Annotated in this window: 19 protein-coding genes; 7 read left to right on the forward strand and 12 right to left on the reverse strand. The window is 38.6% G+C overall.

All coding sequences use genetic code 11. The features are described from left to right. Positions 1–32: 32 nt before the first annotated feature. Positions 33–2,123, reverse strand: a complete 2,091-nt coding sequence (pta, locus tag ACN0TV_RS03995) for a phosphate acetyltransferase (protein ID WP_417360356.1) — start codon at positions 2,121–2,123, stop codon at positions 33–35. A 370-nt stretch (positions 2,124–2,493) separates the two neighbouring features. Here pta and hutI point away from each other — a divergent pair, with 370 nt between their 5' ends. Further along, entirely contained in the window at positions 2,494–3,732 is a 1,239-nt protein-coding gene (gene hutI, locus ACN0TV_RS04000) for an imidazolonepropionase (RefSeq protein ID WP_417360358.1), read from the forward strand. Here hutI and ACN0TV_RS04005 read toward each other — a convergent pair. Both ACN0TV_RS04005 and ACN0TV_RS04010 read right to left on the reverse strand, forming a co-directional pair. Further along, positions 3,729–4,529: a TIGR00266 family protein gene (locus ACN0TV_RS04005; RefSeq protein WP_417360360.1), complete on the reverse strand. Its 801-nt coding sequence runs from the start codon at positions 4,527–4,529 to the stop codon at positions 3,729–3,731. The genes hutI and ACN0TV_RS04005 overlap by 4 nt on opposite strands. Positions 4,530–4,636: 107 nt before the next feature. Next, entirely contained in the window at positions 4,637–5,089 is a 453-nt protein-coding gene (locus tag ACN0TV_RS04010; protein WP_417360361.1) for a DUF4442 domain-containing protein, read from the reverse strand. 90 nt (positions 5,090–5,179) lie between these two features. Between ACN0TV_RS04010 and ACN0TV_RS04015 the strand changes: the two genes are divergently transcribed. From ACN0TV_RS04015 to ACN0TV_RS04040, 6 genes are all read left to right on the forward strand, one after another. Next, positions 5,180–5,749 (forward strand): DUF4870 domain-containing protein, encoded by a 570-nt coding sequence (locus tag ACN0TV_RS04015; RefSeq protein ID WP_417360363.1) that lies wholly within the window; start codon positions 5,180–5,182, stop codon positions 5,747–5,749. Positions 5,750–5,826: 77 nt separating this feature from the next. Further along, a complete protein-coding gene (locus tag ACN0TV_RS04020) occupies positions 5,827–6,150 on the forward strand; it encodes a PadR family transcriptional regulator (protein WP_417360365.1) in 324 nt (107 codons plus the stop codon). A gap of 10 nt (positions 6,151–6,160) precedes the next feature. After that, entirely contained in the window at positions 6,161–7,825 is a 1,665-nt protein-coding gene (locus tag ACN0TV_RS04025) for a PspC domain-containing protein (RefSeq protein ID WP_417360367.1), read from the forward strand. A gap of 33 nt (positions 7,826–7,858) precedes the next feature. After that, positions 7,859–8,545 (forward strand): head GIN domain-containing protein, encoded by a 687-nt coding sequence (locus ACN0TV_RS04030; RefSeq protein WP_417360369.1) that lies wholly within the window; start codon positions 7,859–7,861, stop codon positions 8,543–8,545. Positions 8,546–8,636: 91 nt separating this feature from the next. Continuing rightward, positions 8,637–9,650, forward strand: a complete 1,014-nt coding sequence (locus ACN0TV_RS04035; protein ID WP_417360371.1) for a dipeptide epimerase — start codon at positions 8,637–8,639, stop codon at positions 9,648–9,650. A 5-nt stretch (positions 9,651–9,655) separates the two neighbouring features. Continuing rightward, positions 9,656–10,690 (forward strand): aminotransferase class I/II-fold pyridoxal phosphate-dependent enzyme, encoded by a 1,035-nt coding sequence (locus tag ACN0TV_RS04040; RefSeq protein ID WP_417360373.1) that lies wholly within the window; start codon positions 9,656–9,658, stop codon positions 10,688–10,690. Positions 10,691–10,789: 99 nt separating this feature from the next. Here ACN0TV_RS04040 and ACN0TV_RS04045 read toward each other — a convergent pair whose 3' ends face one another. The 9 genes from ACN0TV_RS04045 to pxpA form a co-directional block, all read right to left on the reverse strand. Further along, positions 10,790–11,506, reverse strand: a complete 717-nt coding sequence (locus tag ACN0TV_RS04045; protein ID WP_417360375.1) for a response regulator transcription factor — start codon at positions 11,504–11,506, stop codon at positions 10,790–10,792. Positions 11,507–11,510: 4 nt separating this feature from the next. Next, a complete protein-coding gene (locus ACN0TV_RS04050) occupies positions 11,511–13,082 on the reverse strand; it encodes a sensor histidine kinase (protein WP_417360376.1) in 1,572 nt (523 codons plus the stop codon). Between the two features lie 78 nt (positions 13,083–13,160). Then, a complete protein-coding gene (gene coaE / locus ACN0TV_RS04055) occupies positions 13,161–13,745 on the reverse strand; it encodes a dephospho-CoA kinase (RefSeq protein ID WP_417360378.1) in 585 nt (194 codons plus the stop codon). Continuing rightward, the gene (locus ACN0TV_RS04060) at positions 13,742–14,710 is read right to left on the reverse strand and encodes a CdaR family protein (protein ID WP_417360380.1); all 969 of its coding nucleotides are present in this window, start codon (positions 14,708–14,710) and stop codon (positions 13,742–13,744) included. Before ACN0TV_RS04060 ends, coaE begins: the two co-directional genes overlap by 4 nt. Continuing rightward, a complete protein-coding gene (locus ACN0TV_RS04065) occupies positions 14,710–15,711 on the reverse strand; it encodes a glycosyltransferase (RefSeq protein WP_417360382.1) in 1,002 nt (333 codons plus the stop codon). The genes ACN0TV_RS04060 and ACN0TV_RS04065 overlap by 1 nt, the downstream gene beginning before the upstream one ends. 89 nt (positions 15,712–15,800) lie before the next feature. Next, a complete protein-coding gene (locus tag ACN0TV_RS04070) occupies positions 15,801–16,619 on the reverse strand; it encodes an enoyl-ACP reductase FabI (RefSeq protein WP_417360384.1) in 819 nt (272 codons plus the stop codon). A gap of 224 nt (positions 16,620–16,843) precedes the next feature. Further along, entirely contained in the window at positions 16,844–17,686 is an 843-nt protein-coding gene (locus ACN0TV_RS04075; RefSeq protein ID WP_417360386.1) for a biotin-dependent carboxyltransferase family protein, read from the reverse strand. After that, positions 17,670–18,404: a 5-oxoprolinase subunit PxpB gene (pxpB, locus tag ACN0TV_RS04080; RefSeq protein ID WP_417360388.1), complete on the reverse strand. Its 735-nt coding sequence runs from the start codon at positions 18,402–18,404 to the stop codon at positions 17,670–17,672. Before pxpB ends, ACN0TV_RS04075 begins: the two co-directional genes overlap by 17 nt. Next, on the reverse strand, positions 18,397–19,125 hold the full coding sequence (gene pxpA / locus ACN0TV_RS04085) for a 5-oxoprolinase subunit PxpA (protein ID WP_417360390.1): 729 nt from the start codon (positions 19,123–19,125) through the stop codon (positions 18,397–18,399). The genes pxpB and pxpA overlap by 8 nt, the downstream gene beginning before the upstream one ends. Positions 19,126–19,254 lie beyond the last annotated feature (129 nt).

A 19,254-nucleotide genomic window follows, 5' to 3' on the forward strand; every position in this document is an offset into this window, starting at 1 on the left:
TTACTTCTACTTTATTAACTCTTCAATCCGTTTTATAATCCTTGTGCCTGAATCGCGGTGATGATCACGGTGTTAAAAATATCATCAACAGTACAACCTCTACTAAGATCATTTACAGGCTTGTTAAGCCCTTGCAACATTGGCCCTATGGCCAAGGCTCCTGTTTCTCTCTGCACGGCTTTATAGGTGTTGTTTCCTGTATTTAAATCTGGGAATATCAGCACGCTAGCTTGACCGGCAACTTCTGAGTTTGGGAGTTTACTCTGCCCTACTCTTAAATCCACCGCTGCATCGTACTGAATTGGCCCCTCAATTTTTAAGTCAGGCCGTTTCTCTTTTACTATGGCTGTCGCCTGGCGTACTACATCAACATCCTCTCCTTTGCCTGAACTACCAGAAGAATAAGACAGCATTGCAATCTTAGGTTCTATACCAAAGGCCTGACTACTATCTGCAGATGATATCGCAATCTCTGCTAGTTCCTCTGCATTTGGGTTTGGATTAATTGCACAATCTCCAAAAACAGCGACCCGATCTTCCAAACACATAAAGAATACTGAAGAAACAACAGAAACTCCAGGCTTGGTTTTTATAAATTGTAAGGCTGGACGTATGGTATGTTGAGTGGTATGTGCCGCTCCGGAAACCATTCCATCTGCATCGCCTTTATAAATCATCATTGTACCATAATAAGAAACATCACTCATCCAATCCTTGGCGATGTCCGTGTTTATGTTTTTATGTTTGCGGAGTTCATAAAATGTTTGAACATAATCCATAAATTTATCTGAAATGGTTGGATCGATAATCTCTATGCGTTCCAGGTCGATATGTAGGCCTAAGCTATTGATCTTTTCAATAATTTGAGTGCGATTGCCTAGTAGGGTGATGTCCACAATGTCGATAGCTCTAAGATGAGCCGTAGCCTGAAGCACTCTTTCATCTGTGCCCTCAGGCAACACGATCCGTTTTTTATGCAATTTTGCACGACTGATCAAATCGTATTGGAACATTCTAGGAGTAATCCCTTTGGGTTTGAAACTAATTAGACGTTCTGCCAAGGAATCAAACTTCACATGATTCTGAAACGTACTTATCGAAGTCTCAATCTTATTAATACTCTCAGCATGTATGTTGGCTTTAATGCTTCCTACTTTATTGGCTACACTGAATGTTCCTTCCTGCACAGAGATTATTGGAACAACTTGACTAAGTCCTTCAATGAGCTTTAAAATAGAAGCCTCGGGTATTAACCCCCCTGTGAGGATAATTCCGGAAATTTTCGGATAGTTGGTGGAGCTATTGGCTACTAGAGCCCCTAATATAATATCTCCTCGGTCTCCCGGGGTGATTACCAAACTGTTTTCTTTAAGCTTGGTGATGTAATTTCTAAGTTGCATTGCGCCGACTCCAAAACTTGCAGTTTGATTGTCCAAGAAATCCTCACCTAACAATACTTTACCATCCAGATAGGCAACAATTTCTTTAATGGTTGGATTGGCCAAGGATTCAATCCTGGGAATCGCAAACACATCGACCTCATCCGGAAGAAAATCTCTTAAGACATTCTCCGCAATTGATAAGTTTTGCGCGTTGATCTTATTGGCAATGATCGCCATCACTTTGACATCCCTGTGGAGATAGGAATTATAGGCCATGCGCAGACTCAAGGCTAAATCCTCCTTGGTTTTCCCCACGCCGCTGGAGACTAGAATCGTAGGAAGCCCGAGATTCTTTGCAATAGTCACATTGAGGTCAAACTCAAATACCCTACTCTCACCAGCAAAATCAGATCCTTCCACTAGTACAAAGTCAAAACGCTTCTCTAAGGCTTTGTATTTGCGAATAATTAAATCGAAGACCTGTCCGACCTCATTATTATTTTGCATTTCAATTACCTGATTAGAGGTGAAAGCATAAGCATCCTCATAAGTCATTTCGACACCAAAGTAGGAAAGTACGGTTTCAATATGGTTATCTTTCTCCCTTTTAGTATCATTAATAATGGGTCGAAAATAACCCACCTTAGCTGTTTTCCCTAAAAAGGTCCGCATTAAACCTAAAGTAATTAATGATTTTCCACTATCTGATTCTAGTGTAGCAATATAAATTCCTTTATTCATTTTAATTTAAGTCAAATTTCTAGGGTCAGTACCTACATACCCTAAATTGCTATCAAAAATACTAGATATTACCCTGCTTTCCTAACGGTTTGGGGTCTTTATCACGGATTATTTTTGAGTGGATTCCTACCTTGTTATCGCCATTATTTTTTCATATGACTACATCCTTAAAATCGCGTTTTATACTCCATGAATCTTATAATATTATGCAATTTAAAGATGAATATCTTTTTTTTTATAATAATGTCTTATTTTGCGATTGTTTATTTACATAAGTGTAGCAATTACTTAAAGTGGCCTATAGTTCATTCCAACTTAACCTGCCATAAAACGCCATTAATCCAATGGAAGATTATTAAATTAGAGGACCATGAAAATACTGTTTACCCACATAAAAGAGCTTTTACAAACCAGAGACAATCCGACTCCGATTCTCAAAGGCCAGGCGATGAAGACCTTACCTAGTATTAAAAATGCCTACCTATTGATCGAAGATCAAAAGATTTCCCAATTTGGTAGCATGGATTCATTACCAGAACTGGAGGTAGATAAAAAAGTAGAACTCAGTGGTAAGATGGTACTTCCTACTTGGTGTGATAGCCATACGCATTTGGTCTATGCAGGTAATCGCGAACAGGAATTCATAGATAGAATCAACGGCTTGAGCTACGAAGAAATCGCTCAAAAGGGTGGTGGAATTCTAAATTCAGCTAAAACGCTGGAAAACACCTCCGAGGATGCTCTATTTGAACAATCATTAAAACGTTTAGAAGCGGTCTCACATCAAGGTACTGCTGCTATTGAAATCAAAAGCGGCTACGGGCTATCATTAGAAGGTGAACTCAAAATGCTTCGCGTGATTCAGCGGCTAAAGAAACACAGTAATGTAACAATCAAAAGTACTTTTTTGGGAGCACATGCGGTGCCGCTACAATACAAAGACAATCAAACTGCATACATTGACTACATCATTCAACATATATTACCCGAGGTAGTTTCGCAACAACTTGCAGAATATATTGATGTGTTCTGCGAAAAGGGCTACTTTTCAGTAAATGACATGGAAAGGATCCTTGAGGCTGCTACTGCTAAAGGACTCACTCCAAAGGTACATGTCAATCAGTTTAACGCTATTGGAGGTATTGCGTCAGCGGTAAAATACAATGCCTTGACAGTTGATCATTTAGAGGTCATCGAAAAGGAAGATATTATTGCTTTGCAAAACTCAGATACCCTTGCCGTTGCATTACCACTGTGTTCGTTTTTCCTTGGAATTCCATACACCCCTGCAAGGGAACTTATCAATGCAGGACTACCTTTAGTACTGGCCAGCGATTACAACCCGGGATCATCTCCTAGCGGAAACATGAACCAGGTAGTATCCACAGCCTGTATCAAAATGAAATTAAGCCCAGAAGAGGCCATAAATGCGGCCACAATAAACGCAGCTCATGCCATGGGTGTTTCCGCTACCCACGGAAGTATCACCCCTGGTAAGATGGCAAATTTCATCGTCACCAAATCAGTGCCCTCCTACGGTTATTTAGCCTATGATTTTGGAAATATAAATATAGATACCGTCTACATCAACGGCCAAGCGTTAAGCTAAAAGCGATTATCACCGTCCAAGAGATTACCCAATCCCCCAAGGACACTTCCTTCCCCTTTACTTTTTCCACCTGCTTGTGGTGCAGCTGCGAATACGCGACTTGCTAAACGACTAAAAGGCAACGACTGTATATACACAACACCCGGACCTCTAAGTCTAGCATAAAACAAACCTTCGCCCCCGAAGACCGTGTTTTTAATTCCTCCCACAAATTGAATATCGTAATCCACATCCTTTGTAAAGCCTACAATACAGCCCGTATCTATTTTTAAGACTTCTCCAGCTGCTAATTCTTTTCTGGCTAGGGTACCACCAGCGTGAACAAAAGCCATACCGTCACCTTGAAGTTTCTGCATAATAAAACCTTCACCGCCAAAAAAACCTCTTCCCAAACGCTTAGAAAACTCAATACCGACAGAGACACCTTTGGCCGCACAAAGAAAGGCATCTTTCTGACAGATGAACTTCCCATCATATTTAGTGAGGTCTATAGGAACAATTTTACCCGGATAAGGTGCTGCGAAACTCACCTTACGCTTTTGAACAGTTGTATTAAGATATGCAGTCATAAAGAGACTTTCACCGGTTAGCAAACGCTTACCAGCAGAAAATAATTTTCCCAAAACTCCACTGCTTTGGTTAGAACCATCTCCGAATATGGTTTCCATATTCAGACCATCCTCCATCATCATAAAACTCCCCGCCTCTGCGACTACAGCCTCCTGTGGATCAAGTTCTATTTCCACATATTGCATTTCTTCTCCGTAAATTTGGTAATCAATTTCGTGCGCTGTCATAATTTATTGTTTTTTGTTGTCTTCTAAAAGTATTAGTATTATATGCCTTTGGTTTGTTACACAGTGAAGATTTGAATTCTTATATACCTTAAAATATGATTTCAAAATCACTTTAATTTTATAGTCCACTCAAAATCAAAGATACTTACCACATCACCTTGTTTATCCTTACCCGTAGATTGCATCCAAAAGGTTTGTCCTTCTCCTGTGGATATGGTTTTTAAAATCGCATGGTCTATCAGATCGCCCTGATGACATTCGAAGGTAATTCTACCTCTCGCCTTTTTGGTAAAGACAGCCTTATTTTGAGCCACTAACATAGAAATTCTTTGATTGCTATCCTTAATTTTCCCAATGACCATTGCTCCAGTTGACAACTCCGCCGCCATACCCTGAACTGCCCAGAACATCGAATTAAATGGATTCTGGTTCATCCAACGATGACGAACTGTGGTTGTGCAATAAAAATCATTAATCTCCTTAACCCTCACGCCGGCAAGCCAAGCTGAAGGCAGCTTGAACATAGCGAAGGTATTGAGCTTTGATGCCGTTAATTTCATGTGAATTGTAAATTATAAATCGTAAGGTATTGATTATTCCACAATTCTATTGTGACCTAACTGTGTTAAATTTTTGTTAATTATAGTACTATGTTTTGCACACTACCTTCCAAAGGACATATATTTGCATTGGATATTAGTATGCATAGGATACACCAACAACAACAACAACAACATCAATCAAATCAAATGGACGACGCAACCAACAAACATGAACGTAATATGGCAGGTTTTATACATCTGTCTACATTTACAAAATACTTTTTCCCCTTTGGAAATTTTATATTCCCATTATTACTTTGGGTGTTAAATAAGGATAAACTTCCCTTTGTAGATTCCAATGGGAAGCAAGCACTTAATTTTCAAATAAGCCTCCTTTTATATAGCTTAGTCCTAGGGCTTATTTCAATTCCCATTTTATTGATGGCTGGTTGGGAATTTGTAGAATTCACCAACTTCTGGCAATACAACAGACACGAACTGGATTTAAACTTTAGTCATCTACCAGGCCTTGGAACAAATGTCATCATACTGATGATTTTAGGTATGCTCGGGATTGTATTGCTACTGATTGATATCTTATGTACCATAATAGCAACTCTAAGAGCTAATGAAGGAAAATTATATAAATACCCGCTCTGTATTCCGTTTTTAACCTAATCAGTTGAATACAGTGCAACATTCATCAAAAAGCATCAATCAAAAAACGATCAGTTAAACAAAAGCATTATGTAACCATGAAGATAGAAAACACAAAAGCACAAATGCGAAAAGGGGTTCTAGAATTCTGTATTTTGTCCATCATTCAGGACCAGGACAAGTATACTTCAGAGATTCTGGAAACCTTAAAAGACGCAAAAATGCTAGTAGTGGAAGGGACGATTTACCCTTTACTCACAAGATTGAAAAATGCAGGCTTATTAAATTATCGATGGGAAGAGTCCACCTCTGGCCCACCTCGAAAATATTATTCGCTTACAGAAAAAGGAAAGCTGTTTCTAGAGGAACTAAACAGTACCTGGGAGGAACTAAGAAATGCAGTTAACCTGGTAACAAAATAAAACACTAACAATGAACAAGACGATAAATATAAATTTGGCAAACACCTTTTTCCACATTGACGAGGAAGCCTATTTAAAATTACAGCGCTACTTAGATGCGGTAAAACGTTCCTTTACAAAATCTCAAGGGAAGGATGAGATCATAGCTGATATCGAAGCTCGAATTGCTGAACTTTTTTCGGAAAGATTACAGCACGATAGACAGGTGATTACTACCAAGGAGGTGGATGAGATCATCAGTATTATGGGACAACCAGAGGATTACTTGGTAGATGAGGAGCTCTTTGAGGATGAACCACAAGGTAGATCAAATGCTACAGCAAAATCACACAAACAATTGTTTCGCGACATCGATCGAAAATACTTTGCCGGAGTGTGTGCGGGGCTTAGCCACTACTTAGGATTAGAAGTATTATGGGTTCGTTTATTGTTTATACTAATTACCATAATTAGCTTTGGAACCGGCATCCTTATTTATCTTGCACTTTGGGTTTTAGTGCCCGAAGCCCGAACAACTGCTCAAAAAATTGCTATGGCAGGTGACCCTGTCAATATCAGTAATATTGAAAAGAAAATCAGGGAGGGTTTTGATGACGTCACTGAAAAGGTGAAAAGTGTCGACTATGATAAGATGGGCGCTTCGGTAAAAAAAAATTCAAAAAATTTCTTTGATTCTCTCATCGCAGTCATCATGACCTTGGTGAGGATTTGTGCAAAATTCATCGGAATTATCATATTAGTAGCTGCTGCCGTAGCCTTAATAGCAGTATTCTTTGGTTTATTTACTGCCGGCACTATGGAGATTTGGGGAGCACCTTGGAATGATTATATCAACGCAACGATAGATGCCCCAATTTGGGTCATATCACTATTAAGTTTTCTAGCCGTTGGGATTCCTTTGTTTTTTCTGTTTTACTTGGGTTTAAAGATTCTACTAAACAATTCAAAATCAATTGGTAATTTTGCTAAATTTACGCTTTTAGGACTCTGGATAATGTCCTTAATTGGCATTACCATACTGGGAATCAAAACCGCACATAGTTATGCCTTTCATGCCACTGCGACGCAAGTAGATTACCCAGTATTGAATGCTATTGACACCCTTGAGTTGAAAGTCGCTTCAACAGATATGATGGAGCAGACTGTATTTGATACAGATGGTTTAGTGATCACTGATATAGGGGTGGACAGCGAGAATAAGTCCATTTATAGTGAAGATGTTGATTTGCGTATTAAACCCTCAGGAAATGAGAAGCTTAAGATTGAGATTAGGAAAGAGTCTCATGGCGCTAGCCAACGTGACGCTTATAAAAGAGCCGAAGCGATTAGCTACAACTATAGTCTGGAATCAGGAGTATTATCCCTAGACGACTATTTGAAAACTTCCTTAGATAATGGATTTAGAGATCAAGAACTTGATGTGACGATATATATTCCTTCGTCAGTCGCTCTAAAATTAGATCACTCCACTAGAAATTATTTCAATGTGGATAATAACATGGGCTATGGGTTTAATAAAGTATCTCAGCAGCTCTGGAGGATGGACTCCAATGGAACATTAATTTGCTTGGATTGTCCTATCAAAGAAATTCCAGAACCAATTAAGTCCAGCCAAGTTGACACTACGGTTGTAGATAGTAGCACAATCGAGATTATAAAAGACACAATTAAATAAACACAAACGTAAACCAATCAAAAACAACCAGCAATGAACGCCTTAATCAAAGTAATCGTAACCATTGTCATTTCATTATTTCTTTGTTCCTGTGATTTTAATTTTGCAGTGGTCAATGGAAATGGCAATGTTGTCAATGATGAGAGAGTCATCGACCAACCTTTCAATGCCATTGAAGTTTCTCGCGGAATCGATGTGGAACTGAGCATGGATCAGAATCCCAAAGTATTGGTTGTTGCCGATGAAAATTTGATAGACATCATCACCACAGAGGTCAAAAACAACACGCTCCACATCACCGCTGAGCAAAACATCGGGAATAACAAATCTAAAAAAGTACGTGTAGGTATAGAAAGCTTGTCTCGCCTGAAAACGAGCAGTGGAGCTCAGCTTTGGAGTGCAGATACTTTAGTTGCAGATGCTTTAGAAGTTGATGCCAGTAGCGGCAGTGAGATGTCAATTACTGTGAATGTACAATCCCTACAACTTAGTGCCAGCAGCGGGGCGGACCTGAAGGCAGAAGGAAAAACCGTTAATTTAACTGCTAAATCATCCTCTGGCGCCCATGTAGATTCCGGAAAGCTCCAGTCGCAAATCACACTGGCGGAAGCTTCCTCTGGCGGCGATGTCAAAGTGTTTAAAGCAGATAAAATCACTACAGATGAAAGCTCTGGAGGCCATGTGAGTATCGAACAAAATACAATTGGGGCAGGACGATAAATCAACCGCATGCCGGCTAATTACTTTTTCATGCAATGTGGAACATATTACCATGGTAATATGTAAATTCGTCCCAAACTAGTAAAATCGCATGGAACTCGAATTAAAAAAATACGTTTTACAACTTAGCCACACCTTTAAAATATCTAGAGAATCACGTGATGACCAGGATTCCCTAGTGGTGTGCCTGAGTTTAAACGGTAAAACTGGATATGGAGAGGCAACCTCCAACCCCTACTACAATGTAACGGTTGAATCTATGATGGCCGAGATTTTGGAAATCGAATCTGAAATTCAAGCCTTAACAACAATAGATCCAGAAAGTTTCCATAGTTTTTTAACGGATAAAGGACTGAGTTATTTTGCAACATGTGCCTTGGACCTCGCAGCACATGATCTCCATGGAAAACTAAAAGAAAAACCACTATACGAACTCTGGGGGACCTCCAATAAGCACTACCCTATTACAAACTACACCATCGGTATAGATACCGTTGATAAGATGATAGATAAGATGCTTGAAAAACCTTGGCCACTATATAAAATCAAACTAGGGACAGATTATGATCTCGAGATCATAAAATCTCTTAGAAAACATACAGACGCAATTTTTAGAATTGATGCAAATAATGCATGGTCGGTGGAGCAAACCTTAGAATTAGCACCATTACTTAAAGCACTGAACGTTGAGTTCCTTGAACAGCCTCTTGATGCGGATAATACTGAAGGTTACAAGGCCCTAAAAGGAAAATGCGCCCTACCTATTATAGCTGATGAAAGTTGCATTGTTGAAGAAGACGTGATTAAATGTGCAGGCCTTTTTGATGGAATCAATATCAAACTGACCAAATGTGGCGGTCTCACTCCTGCGCTTCGCATGATTAAACAGGCCAAAGTACTAAACATGAAAGTCATGGTAGGTTGTATGACAGAATCCACAGTAGGTATCTCTGCAATCGCTCAGTTGACACCCCAATTAGATTTCGTAGACATGGACGGTGCGATGCTTTTGAAAAAAGATATTGCCACAGGAATCGAAATACAAGAAGGTGGAAAACTGAAATTTCCAACCATTGGAGGATCAGGCGTGCGTTTGTTAAGTTAAGCGATATGGAACATTATATGGACAAATTCCCAAGTCGCGTTGTACAAACCGACAAGGGCGAATATCGATATTTCGGAGGGACTGCATATTTAGGCTTACAGACTCGCAAAGATTTTATCGAGCACTACACAACAAACATAATACATTACGGTACGCATTATGGAGCCTCTAGAGCCTCCAACGTTCGCTTTTCCATATATGATAAGGCCGAACAGTATCTTGCGCGTTATATTGGCAGTGAATCCTGTCTCTCTTTATCCTCTGGCTATATGGCTTCTCAACTGGTAAGTCAATATTTTTCAGTTACAGAACATATTGTCTATAGAACTCCATACAGTCATGATTCCCTCGCTGCAGCAGGACAATTGAAAGTGAAGGACTATGAAGAATTAAAAGATGCACTTAAGCGTAAGCGACAAGAACAAAAAGCTGTTATACTCCTAGATTCCATTGATTTTATGGGATTAAACTATCCAGATTTTAAAGGACTCCAATCACTCAACCTTCAAGACTGCATCGTTGTAGTAGATGATTCTCATGGGCTAGGAGTTGTAGGTCCAAAAGGCGCGGGTGTATTCAACCGGCTACTTCAACTTCCGCTTGGGGAACTTATCGTTTGTGGATCTTTAGGAAAGGGATTTGGACTTCAACTTGGAGGGGTATTTGGTACTAAAAAGCGAATAGAAGAATTGCGGCAAACTCCGATTTTTGGAGGGAGTTCACCAGCGTCTCCAGCAACATTGGCTACGCTAATGGAAAGTCAATACATTTTGGAGCGGCAACGAGAGAAACTCAGAAGCAATCTCAAACAATTTTGCTCCCTGGTAAAAAAGCCAGAATTATTTATACACCTAGGTGATCACCCGACTTTCACCTTTATGGACGAGCAATTAACCACCCATTTATACGACAATAGAATCATTGTTACCAGTTTCCCCTACCCGACCAAGGAATCCCAACTAATGAGTAGAATTGTAATCAGTGCATTCCATACACCAAGGGATATTGAAACCTTGGCAGAAGTCATAAACGAATATTAAAAAAACCTCCAAAGCAAAAAGTTGAGGAGGTTTATATTAGGATTTCAATGGGCAGTTGTATCTAACAATCGTACTTCTTTCCCACTGTAAAAGTATCTACTACTTATCTGCTTGGCTTTTAACCACCAGTCTAAAGCCTTCACCATGGATGTTGAGAATTTCTACATCTTCGTCCTTTTTAAGGTACTTACGAAGCTTGGCGATATACACATCCATACTTCTGGACGTAAAATAGTTATCATCTCTCCAAATCTTGGTCAGTGCAAGCTCTCTAGGCATTAAGTCATTTTCATGCAGGGCCAATAACCGGAGCAGTTCATTTTCTTTAGGTGATAGTTTGATAGGATCTTCATCCTTAAAGGTTAAGAAGCGAAGTTTTGAATTCAAATGGAAGCCTCCAATTTCAAATTCAAATTGTTTACTATCCGCCAATGACTCGGTTGATTTACGCTGAATTATGGCTTTGATTTTAAACAATAGCACCTCAGAATCAAACGGTTTATTTAAATAATCATCTGCACCCACTTTATAACCTTTGAGTACATCTTCTTTCATTGTTTTTGCAGTAAGGAATATAATAGGAACATTATCATCCTTTTCTCTTATTTCCTTAGCTAATGTAAACCCGTCTTTATAAGGCATCATTACATCCAGAATACATAAATCAAAATTATCTTTTCTGAACTTTTCAAAACCTTCCATCCCATTTTTGGCTAATGTCACATCAAAGTCATTCATTGACAAATAATCTTTAAGAACAATTCCAAAATTTGGATCATCTTCTACCAATAGAATTTTTTTATTTACTGTTTCCATGCTTTTATATTAAAGGTAACTTTACAAAAAAGGTACTTCCTTTGTCTTTTTCACTCTCGACATATACTTCACCCTGGTGGTCTTCTACAATACTTTTAACGTATGCTAAACCAAGGCCATGTCCTTTTATATTATGTATGTTTCCGGTGGTTTCACGATAAAATTTCTCAAATATTCGCTTCAATACCGCTTTACTCATTCCGGCTCCCTTGTCCGTTATTTTAACAACAATACTGTTTTTTACTATTTCGGTAAACACCTCAATCTTTGGCTCATCTGGAGAATACTTATTCGCATTGTCCAAAATGTTTACAAAAATATTGGTCAAATGAAACTCGTTCCCCAATATTTCAGATCTTTTGGCATCCAAATGAGTCTTGATATACCCGCCTCTATTTTCAACCATTAACTCCACATGAGCAAGGGCCTCTTCCAATACCTCATGAACATCCACTCGGTCTTTCTTGATATCCATTTGATTCTTTTCCAATTTGGATATTCGCAACACATTTTCAACCTGAGCATGCATCCGCTTATTCTCATCTCGAATCATTTGCATATACCGCTGAACCATTTCAGTGTTCTGCGAAGCTTTAGGATTCTTTAAAGCATCCAAGGCCAAATTAATGGTGGCAATTGGAGTTTTAAATTCATGCGTCATATTATTGATGAAATCGGTTTTAATCTCCGAAATCTGCTTCTGCTTAATCAATTGATACAGGGCACTGGCGTAAGCAATTAAAATCACAAAAGTGAACACCATAGACAAGATTGCCATCTCGATAACCGAAGAGATCAAAAACTTCTTCTTGTCCGGAAAACTCACTACCAAATTGTAATTACTCTTCCCATCACTATCTGAAAAAATCTGAGCTCTATAGCGTGATTCTATCTGATCCATGGAATTGCTCGAGCGCACCCTTGTGGCCAACCCCTTACTATAAATACCGTAATCAAAATTCAAATCAATGCCTCTATCTCTGAGCTCTTTTTGCATTAAAAGCTCAATTTCTTGAGGACTTACTCTTTTGTGAATAGGCACTCTATTTGCTGCTTCCTTGAATACATCTTCAAAAGCAGCTTTCTCTATAGCAGAAAATCCACCGATTTTTTCAATGCGTTCCACAGGGGAGTATATCCTTCCATCAATGCCAAACTCTTCCTTAAAAATTTGTGTAGTTCTTCTACTCGTATAATTCTTTATGGTGGAAGAATCAGCTGCATTATTATCAAAGAACGCTGAAGATATACCGTAATCTTCTTCTAGGATTCCATGTGAATAGATGAAAGTTTCATTGTTATTTCCATCGCGTTCAACATAAAATATTTCTTTTAAATTCGATTCTTTTAATTCTCCAATACTGTCCTTTAATCGTAAAGATTTGTTGAAGTAATCCTTCATTTCTCTCTTCTCGATTTTATTGATAACAGTATGCAACACCAAAAATATGGTATTCGAAAATTGCTCTTCTTTATCTTCTACTGCTGTTTTTATCCAATATCCCTGAACAAAAATTATTCCAATTAAGGACAAACTCATCAGGATAATCAGCAGTACTAATAAGCGTCTACTCATCTAAGCAAAATTAAGCCTTTGTAATAAGGTAGGTTAAGCTTTTAACCTAACCTTAACAAAAATGTTAAATTTTTTGTTTCAAATCGTTTTTTTAAGTATATGATCGTGAATTTTACAAACATTTTCTCTTGTAGTGTCTAGATCAATGTTTTCGATAACATATGTTGATTTATCCACACGTTGCTGATCAGTCCACTGATTTCTCATGCGATCCTCTACGGCTGATATGCTGGTATTGTCTCTTTCTACAACCCGCTGAATCCGAATTTCCTCCGGTGCAGTTACTGAAATGATAGCATCACACAACTTATCCCCTCCAGATTCAAAGAGTACGGCTACTTCTTTAATCACATATGGCGCATTCTGTGTGGCATACCAAGAGTCAAAATCTGCTCTTACCACTGGATGTATGATCCCGTTTAAAATAGCGAGTTTATCAGGTTGGTTGAATACAATATTGCTTAAGAATTTACGATTTGGCTTAGCTCCTTGATAGGCCCCGTGACCAAATTCTTCTATAATGCTATTGCGAATAGTTTCATCACTTTCCATGAGAATCTTCGCTCGGTCATCGGCAATATAGACCGGAACACCCAATTCCTTAAAAAAAGAAGCAATTGTAGATTTACCACTACCAATGCCCCCAGTCAACCCTACAATCATTGTTGCTTTATTTTGGTTAAAAATTCAATCTTTTGATCTATAAGCTTAACCCCACTGACAAAAGATGGTTTTTCTATAATTTGTGGAATCAGATAAGAAACCTCGTCATTGGCATCTTTAAAGTCACAGACGACCACAAAATCAGAAGCTCTAATGTTCTTAAGTTGAGAAATAGGTGCCTTACAAAGGATCTCAACTTTTGGTGGATAAAGTTTAATACTGGTGTTCTCAGGCAGGTTCTTCACCTGCACTTCAAGTGCTATGATCTTTTCTGAAAACCGCTCTACCTGAGCTTTAATAGTCACTTGTTCAGTCTCATACTCTAGATTGTGTAGAGAGTCCGGTATTTGAAGGGCAATGGCACCATCGATTGAATTGTGAACATTTTTGTAGTTTTTCACAATTGTATGCACTCGATCCACCTTGGCAACAATATCTTCAGGGCCGCGGACCCATATGCTGTCTGGAATGACTTGAATCGAATCACTGATATCAAAATCTTCCTCAAAGGAGAAAAACAATCTAGGGACTACGGGAACGTATTTTTTTATATTTTCACCCAGAGTTAGCTTTAAAGAATCCAGATCCAATCGTCTAACCATAAGTGATTTATGTTGTCTATTAATGGCTGATTCCACATCTGCCGACAACATATAAATGCTATCATTTTGCTTTCTAAAATCCGCATAAGGCAACTCTACATTTTGTCTAAATAGCCTGTAAGTTAATATTTTAAAACCTGTCGCTTGAACTGTAGCTTCAAAGGAGGAAGTTGGTGATCCTAGTACTAATTTTTCTTCAGGTATACCTGAATACGAGACGCTGAAATTCAGGCGCGAAACATAGGTATCTGATAAGGTAATCAAAAACCATATAAAAAAGGAAATAACCAAAAACATAAAGAACATCGATGCCTTTGGCCTACTGAGCAGGCTTTTGATTTGATTACTGACTTTTCTTACCATTATTTAAAAAAGAGATTTGGAAAAAGTACTTCAGGTTTTTTCTTTGAAAAGGTAGTTAAAAATGTGGATTTGGCAAAGCCCAAACCATAGCCTAAAAACTGAATCGCACTAGCGTACACAGAAAGAAAAGCAAGATGAATACTTCTTGTATTCCTTAGGGCATCAATGAAGACCAACAGTGCGTATAACCCATAACATCCCAAAATCCAATTATAACCGGCACACCAAAATAATATGGCGATAAAAAATCCAAAAACAAATAGACTTGGGAACCAATAAGTGATTTTTCGAGATTCAGGATGCCATAGGTTTAGAATTGGGCGCGTCATCCCAAACTTATTGACCTGCATATAAAATTTCTCCCAAGAAATCCTTCTTTTATGATAAACGAATGCCTCCGCGATGAGTTTCGTTTCAAATCCGGCACTCCACAAACGAAGGGTTAAATCTGGATCCTCACCAGGATGAATTTTACCGAAACCACCAGTGGCGAGAAAAGCTTTTTTAGAAAGTCCCATGTTAAAGCTTCTCGGTTGAAACTTATCAACGCCTCCTTTTTTACCTCGAATACCTCCTGTTGTAAGCCAAGAAGTCATACTGTAGTTAATAGCTTTTTGAATGGAACTAAACGACTCATGAGCCGCATCAGGACCTCCAAAACAATCTGTATACTGTTGTGCTAGGCTTTCCTTTACACTTATGAGATAATTATCAGGCAAAATGCAATCAGAATCCAATATAATAAAGTAATTGCCTCTGGCCTTCTGCATTGCGTAATTTCGAGAATCTCCGGGCCCAGAATTTGGTTTAAAATAATAAGCAATATTCAAACGATCATTATACGCATCCACAACACCTTTACAGGGTATTGATGAGCCATCCTCAACCACTACTACCTCAAAGTCATGTGCTCCTTTTAGAAGCAGCATGCTACTGAGGAGTTCCTTTATTTCCTCTGGCCTGTTATACACTGGAATTATAAATGAAAACTGAAGTTCCATAGCAGATAATTATAATTAAAAAAGCTGTTTAAAGTAATAATCAAATGATATAACCTTTAAACAGCTGAAATCGTATTGTTTTCTATGATTTAATCTTCCTTCATGAATCGCTCCATAACATCATTACTTACACCCGTGCTTGTAAATCCACCATCGTGGAATAAGTTCTGCATGGTTACTTTTTTAGTAAAGTCGGAGAATAAGCTAACTGCATAGTTTGCGCAATCGTCAGCTGTAGCATTCCCTAGTGGAGACATCATCTCTGCATAAGCAATAAATCCGTCAAACCCTTTAACTCCTTTACCAGCTGTAGTTGGTGTTGGTGATTGTGAAATAGTATTAACTCTTACTTGTTTTTCCTTTCCGAAATAATATCCAAAACTTCTTGCAATAGATTCCAAGTAAGCTTTGTTATCCGCCATATCATTGTAGTCAGGGAAAACACGTTGCGCAGCCATATAAGTAAGTGCTACAATACTTCCCCACTGGTTCATTGCATCTTTTTTGTATAAGGTTTGACACACTTTATGGAAAGATAAGGCAGAAACATCCCATCCTTTATCAGTGAAATCATAATTTTGATCCGTATAGTGCCTTCCTTTTCTAACGTTTACTGACATTCCGATGGAGTGCAATACAAAGTCTAGCTTACCCCCAAGAATTTCAACGGCCTGATCGACTAAATTTTCAAGATCTTCTACACTAGTAGCGTCCGCTGGAATAATCTCTGAACCAGTTTGCTGGGCAAGTTCATTAATCTGCCCCATTCTCATGGCAATTGGCGCGTTTGACAATACAAATACAGCACCTTCTTCATGAGCCTTAACCGCAGTTTTCCATGCAATGGAATTTGGATCCAATGCTCCAAAAATGATTCCTCTTTTTCCTTTTAATAAATTATGTGACATATACTTCAAGATTAATTCTTTCGTTTTAAAAACAGTTCAAAAATATTCATTTTATTTGTAAAGCAGTATCTTTTTAATACAGAAGTTAAGCATTTGGTAAATGATTTAAGAAAAAGCACTTAAAATCAAGCACAAACAACTACAGACCCCCAAGTCTTTAAAAAGACCGTATCGATTTTGGAGGAATTCCTTTCGCAAATTTAAACAAAGTCTCTTTCGGATTGTTATTTTAAGGTAAAATCAACTTCATCTGAGGTGCTTTTTTGCGACAATAGCGCAATGGAAGCCTCTGTCAGCTGTAAAACTCTAGGGTATCCACCTGTGGTTTGTGCATCCTTCATCAAAATTATTAATTTTCCAGATGGTGTCAGTTGCACCGTTCCGGGTAAGGTAGATGAAGTTAGTATTGAATAAGTATGTTTATAAATCTGCTGTTTTAATTGATATGCCATACGGTTGTTCTCTTTGGCAATATTAAAAATACCATTAAACAGCTGTGCTTTTTGGGCTTCCGATAAAAGGTCAAATTCAGGTCCCTGCTCAACCTCTATAACACTTGAATTGTAATTGTGTACCATAGCTGCTGTCAGATCAGGATTCTTGTTTAGCGATCTATTTTCAGCAATTGGTAAGCGCTTACCCGTAGATAAAACCTCCACTCCCGTCACCGAAAAATACCAGGAACGACTCCCTAAAACCTTTTTTGTATTAAACCCTCCCGATACTGCCAAATAGCACCGTATACCTCGGACAAGTTTGCCGAATTTTAAAATTGAACCCGCTTTTATACGATACACCTCATCATTAAACAGCTCATTGTCGTTGATCGTTGGTGACATCATGGCACCACTTATTGCAATGGCGGTATCAGATTCGAAAAGCAATTCAGGGCCACTTAGGGTAATTTCCATTACAGCAGCATCCTTACTGTTTCCCAACAAAGCATTCGCCATGTCGGAAGACACTTCATCCATTGCACCACTAATGGGAACTCCGCTATGCCTGTATCCAAAACGTCCCTTATCCTGGATACTAGTTAAAAAACCTGGCTTAAGTACTTGAATCATCCGTCTGATAGGATTTAAATTGATAAATTTTTGCCTCAACTTGGATACTCATAAGTTGGTGCTCTGCCTTGTCAATGGGATAAAACTTAACCCCATCTCCTACAGAGATCACACAGGGATCCTCCCTATTTGGGTCAAATAAGGGAACAGGAGAATTCCCGATAATATTCCAGCCTCCAGGTGATTTCTGGGGATATATTCCAGTTTGTTGCCCACCTATCCCTACTGAACCTTTTGGAATGCTGAGCCTCGGCTCCGAACGCCTAGGTTGGACCAAGGCACTGTTTAATCCCCCTAGATACATGAAGCCGGGTAAAAAACCTATGCAATACACCATATACTCGGGAGCAGTATGCAATTCAATAATATGTGCAATAGACATTTTCTTTTCTAATGAAAAGGCATCCATGTCAATCCCAAAATCCAAATCATAGCAAACTGGAATGTGCCATACCTTCTTAATTGGGATTTGTACGGTAAATTTCTCAGCGTAGATGGTCTTGAGGCTCGAAATAAGCGAATCAAAATTTAATGGCGTTAAAGCGACCAAACAAAGGGAATTGTACGCTGGGATTTGTTCTAGGTCGGGATAGGCTTCAGTAATGAGTTGTTTAAATCTCAATATATCCTGTAAAACAGACTCATTTATCATACGTGGCCATTCCATCAATAGCGCCTTCCGCCCATAGGGTTTATATGAAAGTTTGAATTTATCCAAAATCATTTTTTTGAAATTGTTCCTGCAAAAATTTAAGAATACTAACGGCATTCGCCGTGTCTGAGTGAATACAAAATGTATCGGCCTTAATATTCACTTTGTTCCCTTTCCAACTTAGCACGCATCCGCCTGTTACAATGGCGTAAATCTGCTGATAAACCTGCTGCTCATCTTCTATTACTGCTCCAGGCTCTGCTCTGGACATAAGACTAAGGTCATCTCTATAAGAACGGTCACCAAAGGCCTCATATTTTATCCTAAAGCCATGTTCTTTGGCTAGCGTTGCAATTATAGATCCAAAAGGCACATAAAGGCAACACCGGGTTTTGTATAGTTCAATAGCTTTTAAATACCTTAACGCTGCGTTAGAATCGTTTACCACCTCATTATAAAGCGCTCCGTGAGCCTTTATATGATGTAACTCCATATGGTGCTTTTGAAGCAAAAGATCAAAGGTGTTAAGTTGCTGCTGAATACTTAAAATAAACTGTTTATCTTCCATTTCCATAGGAACCCTACCAAAATTATCACGATCGGGATACGATGGATGGGCTCCTATAAAAACATTGTTTTCCTTAGCGAGAACTATCGCTCGCATCATACTTTGAGGATCACCTGCATGTCCACCACACGCGATACTGCAGGAATTTATCAAAGGCATGATTTGAGCTTCGTTATTAGTTCCCTCACCTAAGTCACAATTCAGTGCTGGTTTCGACATAAATAATTCTTATTTCTAGCATTTTGACTAAAAATACTAAAATTCTTCCTAGCGGCGTAATCTCCCTTCAAAATCTGTGATTAGCGCAAACAAAAAAAGCCCGGAAGGGCTAATTTTGTAATTTGTGAT

Origin of the sequence: Galbibacter sp. (assembly GCF_048266365.1) — a bacterium.
Taxonomy (GTDB): Bacteria; Bacteroidota; Bacteroidia; order Flavobacteriales; family Flavobacteriaceae; genus Galbibacter.

Excerpts from the sequence above, each read along its gene's own strand:
- ACN0TV_RS04015 (WP_417360363.1), top strand. The coding sequence starts at position 5,180 with ATGTTTTGCACACTACCTTCCAAAGGACATATATTTGCATTGGATATT.
- ACN0TV_RS04065 (WP_417360382.1), bottom strand. The coding sequence starts at position 15,711 with ATGGAACTTCAGTTTTCATTTATAATTCCAGTGTATAACAGGCCAGAG.
- ACN0TV_RS04025 (WP_417360367.1), top strand. The coding sequence starts at position 6,161 with ATGAACAAGACGATAAATATAAATTTGGCAAACACCTTTTTCCACATT.
- ACN0TV_RS04045 (WP_417360375.1), bottom strand. The coding sequence starts at position 11,506 with ATGGAAACAGTAAATAAAAAAATTCTATTGGTAGAAGATGATCCAAAT.
- ACN0TV_RS04050 (WP_417360376.1), bottom strand. The coding sequence starts at position 13,082 with ATGAGTAGACGCTTATTAGTACTGCTGATTATCCTGATGAGTTTGTCC.
- ACN0TV_RS04020 (WP_417360365.1), top strand. The coding sequence starts at position 5,827 with ATGAAGATAGAAAACACAAAAGCACAAATGCGAAAAGGGGTTCTAGAA.
- ACN0TV_RS04060 (WP_417360380.1), bottom strand. The coding sequence starts at position 14,710 with ATGGTAAGAAAAGTCAGTAATCAAATCAAAAGCCTGCTCAGTAGGCCA.
- ACN0TV_RS04075 (WP_417360386.1), bottom strand. The coding sequence starts at position 17,686 with ATGATTCAAGTACTTAAGCCAGGTTTTTTAACTAGTATCCAGGATAAG.
- ACN0TV_RS04035 (WP_417360371.1), top strand. The coding sequence starts at position 8,637 with ATGGAACTCGAATTAAAAAAATACGTTTTACAACTTAGCCACACCTTT.
- coaE (WP_417360378.1), bottom strand. The coding sequence starts at position 13,745 with ATGATTGTAGGGTTGACTGGGGGCATTGGTAGTGGTAAATCTACAATT.
- pta (WP_417360356.1), bottom strand. The coding sequence starts at position 2,123 with ATGAATAAAGGAATTTATATTGCTACACTAGAATCAGATAGTGGAAAA.
- ACN0TV_RS04010 (WP_417360361.1), bottom strand. The coding sequence starts at position 5,089 with ATGAAATTAACGGCATCAAAGCTCAATACCTTCGCTATGTTCAAGCTG.
- pxpA (WP_417360390.1), bottom strand. The coding sequence starts at position 19,125 with ATGTCGAAACCAGCACTGAATTGTGACTTAGGTGAGGGAACTAATAAC.
- ACN0TV_RS04070 (WP_417360384.1), bottom strand. The coding sequence starts at position 16,619 with ATGTCACATAATTTATTAAAAGGAAAAAGAGGAATCATTTTTGGAGCA.
- ACN0TV_RS04005 (WP_417360360.1), bottom strand. The coding sequence starts at position 4,529 with ATGACAGCGCACGAAATTGATTACCAAATTTACGGAGAAGAAATGCAA.
- hutI (WP_417360358.1), top strand. The coding sequence starts at position 2,494 with ATGAAAATACTGTTTACCCACATAAAAGAGCTTTTACAAACCAGAGAC.
- ACN0TV_RS04040 (WP_417360373.1), top strand. The coding sequence starts at position 9,656 with ATGGAACATTATATGGACAAATTCCCAAGTCGCGTTGTACAAACCGAC.
- ACN0TV_RS04030 (WP_417360369.1), top strand. The coding sequence starts at position 7,859 with ATGAACGCCTTAATCAAAGTAATCGTAACCATTGTCATTTCATTATTT.